Below are 15,767 nucleotides of genomic sequence, written 5' to 3' on the forward strand. Positions count from 1 at the left end.
GAGCTATACGGCACCTGTTGCCACCGCCAATAAGGAGCGAGCATGAGCACCGCACACTACGACACCAACGGCAATGTAGCCGTTATCCGCCTGGACAATCCGCCGGTCAACGGCCTCAGCCTCGGACTGCGCCAGGGCATTGTCGACGGCATCAAGAAAGCAGAGCAGGACAGCGCCATCGAGGCCATCGTCATCACCGGTTCTGACCGGGCTTTCTCCGGCGGCGCTGACATCACCGAGTTTGGCACCCCGAGAGTGATGCAGGAGCCCATCCTCACCACCGCCATCCACTATGTGGAAACCGCCAAAAAACCGGTTATCGCGGCCATCAGCGGTAACTGCATGGGCGGCGGCCTGGAACTGGCCCTGGGCTGTAACTACCGGGTATCAAAGCCGGACGCCACCCTCGCCCTGCCGGAAGTGAAGCTGGGCATCCTGCCGGGCGCCGGTGGCACCCAGCGGTTGCCGCGGGTTATCGGTGTCGAGCAGGCCCTGAACATGATCGTCTCCGGCGCGGTAGTGCCGGCGAAGAAGTTTGAAGGCACCCCGCTGCTGGACGAAATCATCGAAGGCGACCTGATGGAAGGCGCCCTGGCCTTCGCCCGCAAGGTAGTTGCCGACAAGATGCCACTGAAGAAGGTACGCGACCTGAAGGTGAAGCATCCCAACCCGGAAGGCTTCTTCATGTTCGCCCGCAACACCATCGGTGCCATGGCAAAGAACTACCCCGCTCCGCTGAAGTGCCTCGAAGCGGTGGAAGCCGCTGCCACCAAGCCCTTCGACGAGGGCATGAAGGTCGAGCGTGACGGCATCAAGTACCTGATGCAGACCCCGGAGTCCGCCGCCCTGCGCCACGCCTTCTTTGCCGAGCGCAAGACCAGCAAGATTTCCGACGTGCCGTCTGACACCCCCACCCGTGACATCAACAAGGTGGGCGTGATCGGTGCCGGCACCATGGGCACCGGTATTTCCATCAACTTCCTGAACGCCGGCATTCCGGTCACCATCGTCGAGATGAAGCAGGAAGGCCTCGACCGTGGCGTGGAAGCCATCCGCAAGGTCTACGAAGGCCAGGTGAAGAAAGGCCGCATGACCGAGGACAAGGCCAAGGCGAAGCTGGACCTGCTGACACCGTCCCTGAGCTATGACGACCTGAAGGACGCAGACCTGGTCATCGAGGCGGTGTTCGAGGAAATGGGCGTTAAAGAGCAGGTGTTCAACAAGCTGGACGAGATCTGCAAGTCCGGCGCCATCCTGGCCTCCAACACCTCCACCCTGGACGTGAACAAGATCGCCAGCTTCACCAAGCGCCCGGAAGACGTGATCGGCCTGCACTTCTTCAGCCCCGCCAACATCATGAAGCTGCTGGAAGTGGTGCGTGGTGACAAAACGGCCAAGGACGTCCTGGCCACCGCCATGAAGCTCGCCAAGACCATTCGCAAGACAGCGGTGGTTTCCGGTGTCTGCGATGGCTTTATCGGCAACCGGATGATCAACCAGTACTCCCGTGAGGCCCTGACCATGCTGGAGGAAGGCGCCAGCGTGCAGCAGATCGACAAGGCCATCGAGAAGTTCGGCTTTGCCATGGGACCGCTGCGCATGGCCGACCTGGCCGGCGGCGATATCGGCTGGGCCATCCGCAAGCGCCTGTACGCGGAAAACCCCGGCATGAAGAAGAACCTCATTGCCGACCGCCTGTGCGAGATGGGCCGCTATGGCCAGAAGACCGGCTCCGGCTTCTACAAGTATGAACCGGGCAACCGCAAGGCCCTGCACGATCCGGAAGTGGACAAGGTTGTCGACGAGTGTCGTGCCGAGATGGGTATCACCCCGCGTAAGATCAGCAACCAGGAAATTGTCCAGCGTTGTGTCTACGCCCTGGTGAACGAGGGTGCCCGCATCCTGGAGGAAGGCATTGCCCAGCGTGCCTCCGATATCGACATGGTGTACCTGACCGGCTACGGCTTCCCGGTATTCCGTGGTGGCCCCATGCACTACGCCGAACAGGTTGGCCTGGCCAACGTAGTCCGCGACATGGAGCCCTTCGCCGAGAACCCCAACACCCAGCAGGGCTTCTGGGAGCCGGCACCGCTGCTCGTGAAATGCGCGCAGGAAGGCAAGGGTTTCGATCAGTAAGGCCACCAACGAATTGATCGCCGGGGCCCGCGCGGGCCCCGGCACACAGGAGAAAGATTATGAATGATGTTGTCATCGTATCCACCGCCCGCACGCCCCTGGCCAAGTCCTGGCGCGGCGGCCTGAACATGACCCACGGCGCCACCCTGGCCGGTCACGCTATCCAGCACGCCGTTGAGCGTTCAAAGGTGGATCCCGCCGAGATTGAAGACGTACTGATGGGCTGTGCCCTGCCGGAAGGTTCTACTGGTAACGACGTCGCCCGCATGGGCGCGATCCGTGCAGGCCTGCCGGTGTCCGTGGCCGGCGCCACCATCAACCGGTTCTGCTCCTCTGGCCTGCAGGCCATCGCCATGGCCGCCCACCACATTGCCGTGGACAAGGTCCCAGTGATGGTTGCCGGTGGCGTGGAGTCCATCTCCACCGTACAGGCCACCGTTAACCAGAACTACGTTGCCGAGCCCTGGCTGATGCAGAACAAGCCGGAGCTGTACTGGTCCATGCTACAGACCGCCGAGACCGTGGCCCAGCGCTACAAGGTCAAGAAAGAGGACATGGACGAATACGGCGTACGCAGCCAGACCCTGGCCGCCACGGCCCGTGAGGAAGGCAAGTTCGACGACGAGATCGTGCCCATCACCACTACCGCCGGCGTTGCCGACAAGGCCACCGGCCAGCTGATGAGCAAGGAAGTGACCGTGTCCCAGGACGAAGGCATCCGCCCCGGCACCAACCTGGAAGGCGTAAGCAAGATCCGCTCCGCGATGGAAGGTGGCGTAGTCACTGCGGGCAACGCCAGCCAGTTCTCCGACGGCGCCTCTGCCTGTGTGCTGATGGATGGCAAGCTGGCCGAGCAGCGTGGCCTGCAGCCGCTGGGCATCTTCCGTGGCTTCGCCGTAGCAGGCTGTGAGCCGGACGAAATGGGCATTGGCCCGGTCTACGCGGTACCCAAGCTGCTCAAGCGTGCGGGCCTGACCGTGGACGACATCGGCCTGTGGGAACTGAACGAGGCCTTCGCCGTCCAGGTACTGTACTGTCAGCGTGAACTGGGCATTCCCATGGACCGCCTGAACGTCAACGGCGGCGCCATTGCGGTGGGCCACCCCTACGGCACCACTGGCTCCCGCCTGGTGGGCCACGCCCTCATAGAAGGCAAGCGCCGCGGCGTGAAATACGTGGTGGTTACCATGTGCGTGGGTACCGGTATGGGTGCCGCAGGTCTGTTTGAAGTGGCCTGATCGGGCATTTCATACGAATAAGGCTATTGCATGACTAACCGGGGCCCCTGACAACCATTCAGGGGCCCCGTTGCAACTGACGATAAAGAGAGACAACCATGGATCTGAACTACACCCCTGAACAGGAGGCCTTCCGCCAGGAAGTCCGCCAGTTCCTGCAGGACAACCTGCCGGATGACATCCGCGAGCGGGTTCAGAAGCGCCTGCGCTTCACCAAGGACATGATCGTCCGCTGGCAACAGATTCTGTACAAGCAGGGCTGGGGCGCCAGCACCTGGCCGAAGGAATTCGGCGGCACCGGCTGGAGCGAAGTGGAACAACTGATCTTCGAGGAAGAGTGTGCCCTCGCTGGCGCACCCCGCCAGCTGGACTTCGGTCTGCGCATGGTGGCCCCGGTGATCATGAAGTTCGGCAACCAGGAGCAGAAAGACAAGCACCTGCCCGGTATCGTCAGCGGCGACGTCTGGTGGTCCCAGGGTTATTCCGAGCCGGGCTCCGGTTCCGACCTGGCCTCCCTGCGCACCACCGCCGAGCGGGACGGTGACTACTACATCGTCAACGGCCAGAAAACCTGGACCACCCTGGGTCAGCACGGCGACTGGATCTTCTGCCTGGTTCGCACCAACAAGGACGTGAAGGCCCAGGAGGGCATCTCCTTCCTGCTGATCGACATGAAGACCCCGGGCATCGACGTAAAGCCCATCATCATGCTGGATGGTGAGCACGAAATTAACGATGTGTTCTTCGAGAACGTCAAGGTGCCGGTGGAAAACCTGGTGGGCGAAGAGGACAAGGGCTGGACCTACGCCAAGTACCTGCTGGGCCACGAGCGTACCGGCCTGGCCAACGTGGGCCAGTGGAAAGCCATGATGCGCCGCCTGAAGGAAATCGCCCGGGAAGAACAGGATGACGGCCACGCCATCATCGAGAACCCCCGCTTCCGCGACCGCCTGGCCCAGCTGGACGCCGAACTGCGTGCGCTGGAGCTGACCGTGCTGCGGGTACTGACCAACTCGTCCGGCCCGGGGCCCGAGGCCTCCATCCTCAAGATTCGCGGCACCGAGATCGGCCAGCGCCTGTTCGAACTGGCCATGGAAGCGACCGGCCAGGGCGCCCTCGCCCACATCCCGGATGCCCTGGAGCCCGACTACGACGGCCCCATGGTTGGCGGCATGAACGCCGTACCGGCGGCAGGTGACTACTTCAACATGCGCAAGCTGTCCATCTTCGGCGGATCCAACGAGATCCAGCGCAACATCATTTCCAAACTGGTGCTGGGGCTGTAAGGAGCGGACCATGAACTTCGAACTGACAGAAGAACAGCAAATGCTGCAGGACTCGCTGCGCCGCTTCCTGGCCAACGAGTACACTTTTGAGAAACGCCGCGAGATCATCGAATCCGGCAAGGGTACCGACGCCGGTACCTGGAATGCCCTGGCGGAAATGGGCCTGCTGGCCTTCACCTTCCCCGAGGACTACGACGGCCTGGGCGGCAACGGCATAGACACCATGCTGGTAATGGAGTCCTTCGGCCGCGCCCTGGTGACCGAGCCCTACCTGGCTACCGTGGTACTGGCCGGTGGGCTGGTCCGTGACGCCGGATCCGACGCCCAGAAGCAGGCCATCCTGCCGGCCATCGCCAGCGGCGAGAAGCTGATGGCACTGGCCACCTACGAGCACGGTGCCCGCTACAACCTGGCACACATCAACACCGTGGCCAAGGCTGACGGCAGCGACTACGTACTCAACGGCACCAAGACCGCCGTCATCCACGGCGGCCAGGCCAACCAGCTGATCGTATCCGCCCGCACCAGCGGCGATGCCCGCAGTGAAGACGGCATTACCCTGTTCCTGGTGGATGCCGATGCCAGTGGCGTCACCGTCACCGACTTCGCCACCCACGACGGTTTCCGCACCGCCGAAGTGACTCTGAAGGACGTGAAAGTGGGCGCCGACGCCATTATCGGCGAAGCCAACCAGGGCTTCCCGGCGCTGGAAAAGGCCATCGATCAGGGCATTGCCGCCCTGTGTGCCGAAGCCGTGGGCGCCATGGATGCCATGACCGAAGCCACCCTGGAGTACACCCAGACCCGCAAGCAGTTTGGCGTGCCCATCTCCAAGTTCCAGGTGCTGCAACACCGCATGGCGGACATGTTCATCCATGCCCAGCAGGGCCGGTCCATGGCCATCCTGGCGGCAGACAGCGCCGACTCCGACGACCGTGCGGCCCGCCGCGAGGCGATTTCACAGGCCAAGCTGCTGATCGGCCAGGGTGCCCGTGAAGTGGGCCAGGCGGGCGTACAGTTGCACGGCGGCATGGGCGTGACCGACGAGATGTGGGCCGCCCACATCTTCAAGCGCCTGACCCTGATCAACCTGCTGTTCGGTGATGCCGACTATCATCTGGGCAAGGTCAGCGACGCATTGCTGGAAAAAATCGCTTAATCCCACCTGCCAAAGCCCGGCCCCGTTCGTTAAACAACGAGGCGGCCGGGCAGATCACAACAATTATAGGAGCCCCCAATGAGCCTGAAACAACTTCTCGACCTGACCGGCAAAGTCGCCGTTATTACCGGCGGCTCCCGCGGCCTGGGCCTGCAGATGGCCGAAGCCCTGGGTGAGCTGGGTGCCAAGCTGGTCATCAGTGCCCGCAAACAGCACGAACTGGACGACGCCCAGAAGCACCTGGAAGGCCAGGGCATCGAGGTCATGACCATCGCTGCCGACATGTCCAAGCGTGAGGCAGTACCCGCTTTCGTAGACCAGGTCATCGAACGCTTCGGCACCATCGACATCCTGGTCAACAACGCCGGTGCCACCTGGGGTGCCGCAGCGGAAGACTACCCGGACGAAGCCTGGGACAAGGTGATGAACCTGAACGTGGACGCCACCTTCTTCCTCACCCGTGAAGTGGGCAAGCGCTGCATGATCCCCAACAAGTCCGGCAAGGTGATCACCACAGCCTCCATCGCCGGCCTGTCCGGCAACCCGGAAGGCATGAACACCATCGCCTACAACACGTCCAAGGGCGCCAACGTCAACTTCACCCGGGCACTGGCCGCCGAATGGGGCAAGTACAACATCAACGTGAACAGCATCTGCCCCGGCTTCTTCCCCTCCAAGATGGCCAACGGCCTGCTGGACGCCATGGGCGAGAAGATGCTGGAGCGCATCCCCCTGAACCGCTTCGGCGGCGAAGAAGACATGAAGGGCCTGATCGCCCTGCTGGCCACCGAAGCCGGCCGCCACATCACCGGCCAGAACATCGCCATTGATGGCGGCACCACCGTGTGCTGATTAAAACCCCTCGGTTGCACTGTTCACAGTGACAGTCCCTTGCCCGGATGCCGTTTGGTTATCCGGGTTTTTTGCTTTGGACAGTAGCCCAATCCCGATCAGAACACGTGATTGGCGTCTCGTGTGTGGGCGGGTTTTGACGTTTTTCTCGGATATCCAGCGGATATTCACCGGTTTTGTCGATATATTCGAAGTATAGCGACGTTTGGTCGCTTTTTTTGGTATGGATATGCAGGTTGAGGGAAGCTTTGGCTCTGGCAAGGCATTGTTCTTACAAGAACTTTGCCCTATACCTTGGGAAAGGCTGGTTCAGATATACCGTCACTTTTGCCGTAGAATAATCTGTTATGAGTGGGAGTAGGTACGTCATGAAGCGAGATATGGGATTGATCAGGCAGGTCCTTTTAGCAGTGGAAGCTGGTGAGGATCCCGATAAAATCGAAGGCTATGATTCTGACGAGATACGGTACCATCAAGCTCTGGTCATTGAGGCGGGTCTTGCAGAAGGCAAAATGTTGGATGATCTTTCAAATACTACTCAGGTTCCTGCAAATGTATTCATCAAAAAATTGACCTGGCAGGGTCATGAATTTATCGACCTCATGAAGCAGTCTGAGATCTGGAATACGATCCAGCGGGATTTCAAAGAAGCGAGCTTTGGGACCGTTATTAAAGTGGCAAGGGAGCTGGCTGAAGGTTGGGCCAAGAAAAGGGTAAATGACCTATTGAGTGGGAACTCATAACCAGGCAGTCAACCGGACGCCAAAAGCGTAGCGCTTTTGGTTCCCTCCGCTGGCGCTCCGGCGCCGGTTATCGCAGGCGTTGAGGCTGTAGAAAAACCCCGATATCCCCCTCGGTTTTGATAGGATCAGGCAAACGGACAAGGAGTGGTCATATGCCCCGCTTCAAGCATTACAACTACGACCAGGACGCCATGGTCGTGATCAACTACCAGGAACAGCTCCAGCCCGGCACCTTTGAACATGCGGTGCACTACCTGATTGAGCACAAGCTGGATCTGTCGGTGTTCCACCCCAAGTACCGCAACGAAGACACCGGCCGGCTGGCCTACGATCCGGCCATCCTGCTCAAGATCATCCTGTTCGCCTACTCCAAGGGGATCACCTCCAGCCGCGAGATGCAGTGGTGCTGCGAGACCAACATCATCTTCAAGGCCCTGTCCTGCGACACCGTTCCGCACTTCACTACGTTGGCCAAGTTCGTTAGCAGTCACTCGGATGAGATCGAAGAGCTGTTCGAGCAGGTATTGTTGGTCTGCCACGACCAAGGCCTGCTGGGCAACGAGCTCTTCGCCATCGACGGCTGCAAGATGTCGTCGAATGCGGCCAAAGAATGGTCCGGCACCTTTAAGGAACTGGAAGAGAAACGCACCAAGCTGCGACGCCTGGTTCGTCATCATCTCAAGGCCCATTACGAGCGGGACGAGGCGGAAACCGAGGCCGAACTGGACCGGGATATCCGACGAGCGAAAACCATCCTGTCCCTGGATGAGGCCGCGAAGAAAGTCGACCGCTTCCTAAAGACGAACCGCCCAAGGATGGGCCGGGGGAAACGGAGCAAGGAAGTGAAGAGCAACATCACCGATAACGAAAGCGCCAAGATGACCACCAGCAAGGGCACGATCCAGGGCTATAACGGCGTGGCCACGGTGGACAGGAAACACCAGATCATTATCGATGCCCAGGCCTTTGGCGAAGGCCAGGAACACCACACCTTACAACCGGTACTGGAGAGCGTAGAAGCCCGCTTCAAGAAACTGGGTATCGCCGACAACATTTATCAGCAAGGTACCATCGTTACCGCTGATACCGGCTTCGCCAACGAAGCCAACATGAGGTACCTGCACGAACGGCAGATCAACGGCTACGTGCCGGACAACAAATTCCGCAGTCGCGACCCGAAGTTCCAGAACCAGAAAGACAAGTACGGCAAGCGTCATCAGAACTTGCCGGACACTGGCTGGAAGAAAATCATCCCAGCCAGTGAATTCCAGTTCGATCCGGTGAACCTGACGTGCATCTGCCCGGCAGGCAATGCCATCAGCTACCAAGCCACACGCGAAGCCGAGAACGGCAAAATGCGGGTGCATTTCGAAGGCCGTTTGTTGCAATGTCGACACTGCTCGAAGAAGCATCAGTGCATGCAGAACCCGGCGTCCGCCAATCATCGCAAAGGGTCCGGAAGGCAGGTCTCGTTCACCATCGAGAATAAGCGCCTGCCCAACTACACCGATTGGATGAAGCATCGGGTAGACAGCCCGCAGGGTAAAGAGATTTACAGCCACCGGATGTCGGTGGTGGAACCGGTGTTCGGCAACATCGGTACGAACAAGCGCCTGAATCGCTTCAGTCTGCGGAGCCGGAAAAAGGTGCAGGGCCAGTGGCAGCTATACTGCCTGGTGCACAATATTGAAAAGCTGACGAATTACGGGCGGTTAGCGGCGTAATGCTGAGTGTGGAAGGCTAGGAGTGTGGCCGCTGAATGTCAGTAATACCGGTGCTGAGACCGTCAAAGGGCCGAAACTGACGGCTGAACATTGGTATCTCGATAATCAGCTAGCTGATGGCCGCTACAAAAATTTTAGGAAGCAGGCGTTGGGGACGGCTCGAAATCGAGTTTTTCTACAGCCTCGTTATGCATTAAGGAGAAGCAAGTGCATAAAATATTAATCACTATCCTGATACTTACACTTGGCTTCCCAGCGGTCTCAGCAGGACAAGAGCTGGATAGGCAGCAAGTGCTTCTCGGCCTGCTCGGGGGTGAATTTAGCTACAAAAGCCGAGAAGCGCGGACGTATGGCCTAGAACTATTTGAAGGCATGGTTGGTCAACTGGAGCAGTCCGTTAAAGCTCCAACCCCTTCTGAGAGTGATTGGGTAAAATCTGAAGTTCAAAAAATTGGGAATCTTGATACCAACGCTATGGCAAAAGCGCTGGGAGATCTGAATAGCAATCCTATCTATATTCAGCGCAGGATTGAGACCTTTGTTTCGGAGTCTGAGTACATCTTTTCCCAAATCCGTTCGTCTGAAAGTGATCTCAGTGAAGCGTATTGGTGGGTGCAGCTGTCACAAACCATGTTGCGACTTCAAGATTCAGAGCCATGGGCCCAAATCTTGGTGAGAGCGGATAAGTCTTATGCACCGATTTCGAGGCTGAGTGGGACTATGAGGGCAGTAAGGGACCTACCTGGTAAAGCGAACCTAGTCGCTCTCTCAATATTGGCAGAGAGAAGAAACTGATGAATATGGTGCCGGATTTGCATAACCAGTGCAGGCACGGCGACGCCCATTACATTGCGCCTTCGGCTCCATTCCATGGGCGCGCATGCTGCAAGCGTTGAGGCTGTAGAAAAACCCCGATATCCCCCTCGGTTTTGATAGGATCAGGCAAACGGACAAGGAGTGGTCATATGCCCCGCTTCAAGCATTACAACTACGACCAGGACGCCATGGTCGTGATCAACTACCAGGAACAGCTCCAGCCCGGCACCTTTGAACATGCGGTGCACTACCTGATTGAGCACAAGCTGGATCTGTCGGTGTTCCACCCCAAGTACCGCAACGAAGACACCGGCCGGCTGGCCTACGATCCGGCCATCCTGCTCAAGATCATCCTGTTCGCCTACTCCAAGGGGATCACCTCCAGCCGCGAGATGCAGTGGTGCTGCGAGACCAACATCATCTTCAAGGCCCTGTCCTGCGACACCGTTCCGCACTTCACTACGTTGGCCAAGTTCGTTAGCAGTCACTCGGATGAGATCGAAGAGCTGTTCGAGCAGGTATTGTTGGTCTGCCACGACCAAGGCCTGCTGGGCAACGAGCTCTTCGCCATCGACGGCTGCAAGATGTCGTCGAATGCGGCCAAAGAATGGTCCGGCACCTTTAAGGAACTGGAAGAGAAACGCACCAAGCTGCGACGCCTGGTTCGTCATCATCTCAAGGCCCATTACGAGCGGGACGAGGCGGAAACCGAGGCCGAACTGGACCGGGATATCCGACGAGCGAAAACCATCCTGTCCCTGGATGAGGCCGCGAAGAAAGTCGACCGCTTCCTAAAGACGAACCGCCCAAGGATGGGCCGGGGGAAACGGAGCAAGGAAGTGAAGAGCAACATCACCGATAACGAAAGCGCCAAGATGACCACCAGCAAGGGCACGATCCAGGGCTATAACGGCGTGGCCACGGTGGACAGGAAACACCAGATCATTATCGATGCCCAGGCCTTTGGCGAAGGCCAGGAACACCACACCTTACAACCGGTACTGGAGAGCGTAGAAGCCCGCTTCAAGAAACTGGGTATCGCCGACAACATTTATCAGCAAGGTACCATCGTTACCGCTGATACCGGCTTCGCCAACGAAGCCAACATGAGGTACCTGCACGAACGGCAGATCAACGGCTACGTGCCGGACAACAAATTCCGCAGTCGCGACCCGAAGTTCCAGAACCAGAAAGACAAGTACGGCAAGCGTCATCAGAACTTGCCGGACACTGGCTGGAAGAAAATCATCCCAGCCAGTGAATTCCAGTTCGATCCGGTGAACCTGACGTGCATCTGCCCGGCAGGCAATGCCATCAGCTACCAAGCCACACGCGAAGCCGAGAACGGCAAAATGCGGGTGCATTTCGAAGGCCGTTTGTTGCAATGTCGACACTGCTCGAAGAAGCATCAGTGCATGCAGAACCCGGCGTCCGCCAATCATCGCAAAGGGTCCGGAAGGCAGGTCTCGTTCACCATCGAGAATAAGCGCCTGCCCAACTACACCGATTGGATGAAGCATCGGGTAGACAGCCCGCAGGGTAAAGAGATTTACAGCCACCGGATGTCGGTGGTGGAACCGGTGTTCGGCAACATCGGTACGAACAAGCGCCTGAATCGCTTCAGTCTGCGGAGCCGGAAAAAGGTGCAGGGCCAGTGGCAGCTATACTGCCTGGTGCACAATATTGAAAAGCTGACGAATTACGGGCGGTTAGCGGCGTAATGCTGAGTGTGGAAGGCTAGGAGTGTGGCCGCTGAATGTCAGTAATACCGGTGCTGAGACCGTCAAAGGGCCGAAACTGACGGCTGAACATTGGTATCTCGATAATCAGCTAGCTGATGGCCGCTACAAAAATTTTAGGAAGCAGGCGTTGGGGACGGCTCGAAATCGAGTTTTTCTACAGCCTCGTTAGCAGGAGTTCCAATGGATCAGGATGAGCTGGAAAGCCAGTTAGAAAAACAGATCCAGTACTTGGTTCGTTCTGCAGAGGCATTTGATGCAGGGTACCAAGATGAGGCACCTCGGATCGCCACTACAATACGAATTTTGTTGCACGAGAGCCGTCGTTCCAGAAGTCTCTTAGGGCTACTTAGAGTTCGTGGAAAGATACAAATACTTTCAACGTCAACTTTTGATTTTAAGACCGAAAAAACCTACGGATCGTGCACGCTGACAGGTTTTGAGACCGACTCACAGGGAATGAGGGTTGTCCCACAGTATGATCGAGTTGCCCGGTCACGTCCGATGCCTGCACACCAGTGGTGGAATGAGGTTATCTTTCGAATGCCTCAAATGGATAAATATACGCGTCGAGATTTTGTGCTGTTTTGCGCCAACAAAGATGGCGGAGCGCACGTCTGCGTATTCCGGCGAACGTGACCGGTCATTCCGGGGATCGTGACCGATTTGCACACGGCCATCACGCTGGAGTCGATTTTGTACTCTGAGCGGTCACGATGGGTCAACCGATTCCGTCTTTTGTGTTTTCGCTTTTCGCAGTGATTCCCCCTTCAGATTGAGCCGGTGAGCGCCGTGCAGGAGCCGGTCCAGGATGGCGTCGGCGAGCGTGGCGGAGCCGATGTAATCGTGCCAATGCTCCGTTGGTAACTGGCTGGCAATGAGAGTTGAGCCCCTGCCGTGGCGGTCCTCAATCACTTCCATCAGATCCTGTCGCTGTTGCGCGGTTACCTTCTGCATGCCCCAGTCGTCCAGGATCAGAAGGTCGGTTTTCAGCAACTGGTTCATCAGCCGGGCATAGCTGCCATCGCCATGGGCGATGCGCAGTTGTTCGAACAGGCGCGGTACCCGCAGGTAGCGAACCGAGAGCCCCTGCCGGCAGGCCTGGTTGCCCAGGGCGCACGCCAGCCAGGTCTTACCGCACCCGGTGGGTCCGGTAATGCACAGGTTCAGGGATTGGTGGATCCAGTCACAGCTGGCCAGTCCGGCCATGCGAGAGCGCTCCAGCCCTCTCGGGTGATGGTAGTCGATGTCTTCAATGCAGGCCGGCACACGCAGACGGGCGGCCTTGAGCAGCCGCTCCAGTCGCCGGTTTTCGCGGTGCAGCACTTCGCGATCTACCAGCAGGGCCAGGCGCTCCTCGAACGCCAGGTCGTGGGTGTCAGGCTGTGCCCGCTGTTGTTCCAGGGCATCGCACATGCCGGTCAGTTTGAGCTGTCGCAGGGTATCGAGGGTGTTGTGAGTCAACATCAGTGTCTCCGGGATCAGTGGTAGTAGCGAGGGCCGCGAACGTTGGTGTGTAAGGGCAGATCGGCCAGCTCCGGCTCTTCCTCGGCCAGTGGCAGAGGCAGTTGATCCAGCCCCTGCTTCAGGATTGAGCTGATGCTCTGGTAGCTGGCCGAGTTGATGGCCAGTGCTCGGCTACAAGCCTGTTCCAGTCGGTCACGGCTGTAGCGGCGACTGAGGTTCAGCAGACCCAGGCAGGCCCGGTAACCATGCTCCGGATGAGGGCGATCCTTTAGCTGTCGCTGTACCACGTCGAGTGTTGCCGGACCGATGTCCGTGGCCCAGTTCAGGAACCGGCCCGGTGACCAGTTCTGATGGGCCTGGTGGGATTTGGGCATGTGCTCGGTCAGGGTGACGAACCGGCTCTTGCCGTGGCGGGGGTGTAGCGCCACGCGCTGGCCTTTGTGCATGACCTCAACGGAGGTATCGGTCACCCGAACATCCAACTTTACCCCCACCAGGGCGTGAGGCACGCTGTACAGCCGTTTGTCGATCTCGATGTGGTAGTCGATGCCTGGCCGTGCCTTGCGCCACTCGGCATAGACGTAGGGCGTTGCCGGCAGTGGCTTCAACGCGGGTCGATCCAGTGCTTCGAACAGACTCTGGCGGCTCTCGGAGCGTCCCTGGAACGGGCGCTGGTTCAGTGCCGGTAGCAGGTCTGCAATCGCCGAGTTCAGTTCGGCCAGTGAGAAGAACGTTCGGTGCCGCAACCGCGCTAGGATCCAGCGTTCAACTAGCAGCACAGCGGCTTCAGCCTTTGCTTTGTCCTTGGGCTTGTAGGGACGTGCCGGCAACACCGCCGTCTGGTAATGGGCCGCCAGTTCCGCGTAGGTCTCGTTGATCCGGGGCGTGTATCGGTCTGCCTTGGTGACCGCTGCCTTGAGATTGTCCGGAACCAGCAGTTCCGGCACCCCACCGTAGAACGCTAGCATCCGCTGATGGGAGGCGATCCAGTCCGGCAGGCTCTGGCTCCAGGTGGCCTCGGCGAAGGTATAGCTGGACGCACCCAGCACGGCCACAAAGACCTGGGCCTTGCGCATCTCGCCAGTGCTGCGGTCCACCACCGGCACGGTGGGGCCGCAGTAATCGATAAAGATCTTTTCACCGGCCCGGTGGACCTGACGCATGCTGCGTCGCTGCCGGCCGCGCCAGAGCCGGTAGTGATGGCAGAATTGGCTGTACCGACGAGCCTTGTCGCCGTGGCGCTCTACGTACTCAGCCCAGAGCAGTTGCAGGGTCACGCCCTTGGTCTTGAGTTCCTGATGGATCTGGAAGTAGTCGGGCTCGGCAAAGCGTTCGGGCGTCGTCTTAGCCGGGAACAGCTGGGCCTCTAACCGTGCTTCATCCGTGCCTTCCGGCAACGGCCAGGTGATGCCCTGCGCGGTGGCCAGGCTGACGTACTTGCCGACCACGCCCTTGGAGAGCCCGCAGGCACGGGCAATACGCTCATGGCTCAGGCCCGCTTCGTACTTGAGGCGCAAGACCTCGATGATCTGTCGCATGGAAATCCTCGCTGCCGGCATCCGCCCTTCCTCGTGATGAAAAAGGAAGGGGTATGCCGGATAAAGTTGAAGAATTCCAGCGTGTTGGAAGGGATTCCGGAGGAACGTGACCGATGATTCCGGCATCGTGACCGGCGATTCCGGAAAACTACCCGAAATCGGTCACGATAAAACGGAATGAGCGGTCACGATCATCCGGAACAGGCGGTCACGTTCAAACGGAATGGGTGGTCACGATGGGCCGGAATATGCAACGTCGACAGTTATCCAGAAAAGTTTAAAAGGATCAAGGATGGCAACATCAATCTCACAGGGAAGAAAGATGGCAAGGAATTCAAGTTTACGAATATCTTAGAATGCGCTGTGCGACAGATGGCTTATGAAATTCTCAATAGTCAGGATGTTCAAGCCTTGGTGCACAGCTAACCAGTCGCTGTTGTCGGACGCACCTACGCTCGCGCTCCGGCACGCCGCAAAGCTGCGCGTTAAATGCCGGTGATAGCCAGGTCGAGAGCTCCAACAATCTGGTCTCTGAAATGTGAGAGTGAGCCAATAGGGCTCTTGAGGTGTTTTTCAGGCACGGAGGAAATTTGCGGAGTTAACAGCAACAGCTCCTGATCGGCAAAGCTGATTTCGGGAGTGAGCCCTTGCATGACTTCGTCACCGAAGGCAGAACGTTTGCCCAGAGGGATAACAATGCGAGTTGCCAAATCGCTCAGAAGGCTGCTTTGAATATCCACAAGGTAAGGGTAGTGAGCCTTGCTGATTTTGCTCGGGTTGGGGTACACATCGAACTGTGCCATCAGAACTCCCTGAATTCGTCGCCGAAGCATCCATGTTGTTCGACGAAATCGTTATAGCTTTTTATCGCAGCGCGATTTTCTTCAACCCATTGAGCGGCTTCGCGTTTCGAAAGCTCTTCTTTCAGAGCTCGTTCCAGGGTGGCAGACAAATTAATGTTCAGTTCCCGGGTTTTACGCAGCAGATCGCTGTTGATTGAGAGGTTCGCTGCTTTTTTGGGGGCGGCTGAATTATAGAGTTCGGCCATGAGGGCCTCCGAGAAGGTCTA

General features: G+C 58.4%; 15 protein-coding genes. 11 read left to right on the plus strand and 4 right to left on the minus strand.

From position 1 onward, the window contains the following. Positions 1–42: 42 nt before the first annotated feature. The 10 genes from LJ360_RS18720 to LJ360_RS18765 all read left to right on the plus strand — a co-directional run bounded on the left by LJ360_RS18720 (position 43) and on the right by LJ360_RS18765 (position 12,332). Positions 43–2,136, plus strand: a complete 2,094-nt coding sequence (locus LJ360_RS18720) for a 3-hydroxyacyl-CoA dehydrogenase NAD-binding domain-containing protein (protein ID WP_264994728.1) — start codon at positions 43–45, stop codon at positions 2,134–2,136. A gap of 59 nt (positions 2,137–2,195) precedes the next feature. After that, positions 2,196–3,374, plus strand: a complete 1,179-nt coding sequence (locus LJ360_RS18725) for an acetyl-CoA C-acyltransferase (RefSeq protein WP_264994729.1) — start codon at positions 2,196–2,198, stop codon at positions 3,372–3,374. 98 nt (positions 3,375–3,472) lie between these two features. Next, positions 3,473–4,660 (plus strand): acyl-CoA dehydrogenase family protein, encoded by a 1,188-nt coding sequence (locus tag LJ360_RS18730; RefSeq protein ID WP_264994730.1) that lies wholly within the window; start codon positions 3,473–3,475, stop codon positions 4,658–4,660. A 10-nt stretch (positions 4,661–4,670) separates the two neighbouring features. Continuing rightward, entirely contained in the window at positions 4,671–5,819 is a 1,149-nt protein-coding gene (locus LJ360_RS18735) for an acyl-CoA dehydrogenase family protein (protein WP_264994731.1), read from the plus strand. A 78-nt stretch (positions 5,820–5,897) separates the two neighbouring features. Further along, a complete protein-coding gene (locus LJ360_RS18740) occupies positions 5,898–6,671 on the plus strand; it encodes an SDR family oxidoreductase (protein WP_264994732.1) in 774 nt (257 codons plus the stop codon). Between the two features lie 368 nt (positions 6,672–7,039). Beyond that, positions 7,040–7,414, plus strand: coding sequence for a DUF2513 domain-containing protein (locus LJ360_RS18745; RefSeq protein WP_264994733.1), 375 nt, complete (start codon positions 7,040–7,042; stop codon positions 7,412–7,414). 152 nt (positions 7,415–7,566) lie between these two features. After that, entirely contained in the window at positions 7,567–9,138 is a 1,572-nt protein-coding gene (locus LJ360_RS18750) for a transposase (RefSeq protein ID WP_264994490.1), read from the plus strand. Positions 9,139–9,345: 207 nt separating this feature from the next. Beyond that, positions 9,346–9,933 carry a hypothetical protein gene (locus LJ360_RS18755; RefSeq protein ID WP_264994734.1) on the plus strand — a complete coding sequence of 196 codons (588 nt, stop codon included), beginning with the start codon at positions 9,346–9,348 and terminating at the stop codon, positions 9,931–9,933. 170 nt (positions 9,934–10,103) lie between these two features. Beyond that, positions 10,104–11,675: a transposase gene (locus tag LJ360_RS18760; RefSeq protein WP_264994490.1), complete on the plus strand. Its 1,572-nt coding sequence runs from the start codon at positions 10,104–10,106 to the stop codon at positions 11,673–11,675. 201 nt (positions 11,676–11,876) lie between these two features. Continuing rightward, positions 11,877–12,332, plus strand: coding sequence for a hypothetical protein (locus LJ360_RS18765; protein WP_264994735.1), 456 nt, complete (start codon positions 11,877–11,879; stop codon positions 12,330–12,332). A 72-nt stretch (positions 12,333–12,404) separates the two neighbouring features. Here the strand turns inward: LJ360_RS18765 and istB are convergent, their stop codons facing one another. Both istB and istA read right to left on the minus strand, forming a co-directional pair. Next, positions 12,405–13,160, minus strand: coding sequence for an IS21-like element helper ATPase IstB (gene istB / locus LJ360_RS18770; protein WP_264994736.1), 756 nt, complete (start codon positions 13,158–13,160; stop codon positions 12,405–12,407). 14 nt (positions 13,161–13,174) lie between these two features. Further along, positions 13,175–14,719 carry an IS21 family transposase gene (istA, locus tag LJ360_RS18775; RefSeq protein ID WP_264994737.1) on the minus strand — a complete coding sequence of 515 codons (1,545 nt, stop codon included), beginning with the start codon at positions 14,717–14,719 and terminating at the stop codon, positions 13,175–13,177. Between the two features lie 156 nt (positions 14,720–14,875). Between istA and LJ360_RS18780 the strand changes: the two genes are divergently transcribed. Continuing rightward, the gene (locus tag LJ360_RS18780) at positions 14,876–15,124 is read left to right on the plus strand and encodes a hypothetical protein (RefSeq protein WP_264994738.1); all 249 of its coding nucleotides are present in this window, start codon (positions 14,876–14,878) and stop codon (positions 15,122–15,124) included. A gap of 59 nt (positions 15,125–15,183) precedes the next feature. Here LJ360_RS18780 and LJ360_RS18785 read toward each other — a convergent pair whose 3' ends face one another. Then, a complete protein-coding gene (locus LJ360_RS18785; protein ID WP_264994739.1) occupies positions 15,184–15,501 on the minus strand; it encodes a CcdB family protein in 318 nt (105 codons plus the stop codon). Beyond that, a complete protein-coding gene (locus tag LJ360_RS18790; protein ID WP_091853970.1) occupies positions 15,501–15,746 on the minus strand; it encodes a type II toxin-antitoxin system CcdA family antitoxin in 246 nt (81 codons plus the stop codon). The genes LJ360_RS18785 and LJ360_RS18790 overlap by 1 nt, the downstream gene beginning before the upstream one ends. Between the last annotated feature and the right edge of the window lie 21 nt (positions 15,747–15,767).

This window comes from Marinobacter sp. AN1 (genome assembly GCF_026013985.1).
Taxonomy (GTDB): domain Bacteria; phylum Pseudomonadota; class Gammaproteobacteria; order Pseudomonadales; family Oleiphilaceae; genus Marinobacter; species Marinobacter segnicrescens.

Excerpts from the sequence above, each read along its gene's own strand:
- LJ360_RS18735 (WP_264994731.1), top strand. The coding sequence starts at position 4,671 with ATGAACTTCGAACTGACAGAAGAACAGCAAATGCTGCAGGACTCGCTG.
- LJ360_RS18720 (WP_264994728.1), top strand. The coding sequence starts at position 43 with ATGAGCACCGCACACTACGACACCAACGGCAATGTAGCCGTTATCCGC.
- LJ360_RS18760 (WP_264994490.1), top strand. The coding sequence starts at position 10,104 with ATGCCCCGCTTCAAGCATTACAACTACGACCAGGACGCCATGGTCGTG.
- LJ360_RS18750 (WP_264994490.1), top strand. The coding sequence starts at position 7,567 with ATGCCCCGCTTCAAGCATTACAACTACGACCAGGACGCCATGGTCGTG.
- LJ360_RS18740 (WP_264994732.1), top strand. The coding sequence starts at position 5,898 with ATGAGCCTGAAACAACTTCTCGACCTGACCGGCAAAGTCGCCGTTATT.
- LJ360_RS18730 (WP_264994730.1), top strand. The coding sequence starts at position 3,473 with ATGGATCTGAACTACACCCCTGAACAGGAGGCCTTCCGCCAGGAAGTC.
- LJ360_RS18790 (WP_091853970.1), bottom strand. The coding sequence starts at position 15,746 with ATGGCCGAACTCTATAATTCAGCCGCCCCCAAAAAAGCAGCGAACCTC.
- LJ360_RS18785 (WP_264994739.1), bottom strand. The coding sequence starts at position 15,501 with ATGGCACAGTTCGATGTGTACCCCAACCCGAGCAAAATCAGCAAGGCT.
- LJ360_RS18765 (WP_264994735.1), top strand. The coding sequence starts at position 11,877 with ATGGATCAGGATGAGCTGGAAAGCCAGTTAGAAAAACAGATCCAGTAC.
- LJ360_RS18745 (WP_264994733.1), top strand. The coding sequence starts at position 7,040 with ATGAAGCGAGATATGGGATTGATCAGGCAGGTCCTTTTAGCAGTGGAA.
- istA (WP_264994737.1), bottom strand. The coding sequence starts at position 14,719 with ATGCCGGCAGCGAGGATTTCCATGCGACAGATCATCGAGGTCTTGCGC.
- LJ360_RS18780 (WP_264994738.1), top strand. The coding sequence starts at position 14,876 with ATGAGCGGTCACGATCATCCGGAACAGGCGGTCACGTTCAAACGGAAT.
- LJ360_RS18725 (WP_264994729.1), top strand. The coding sequence starts at position 2,196 with ATGAATGATGTTGTCATCGTATCCACCGCCCGCACGCCCCTGGCCAAG.
- istB (WP_264994736.1), bottom strand. The coding sequence starts at position 13,160 with ATGTTGACTCACAACACCCTCGATACCCTGCGACAGCTCAAACTGACC.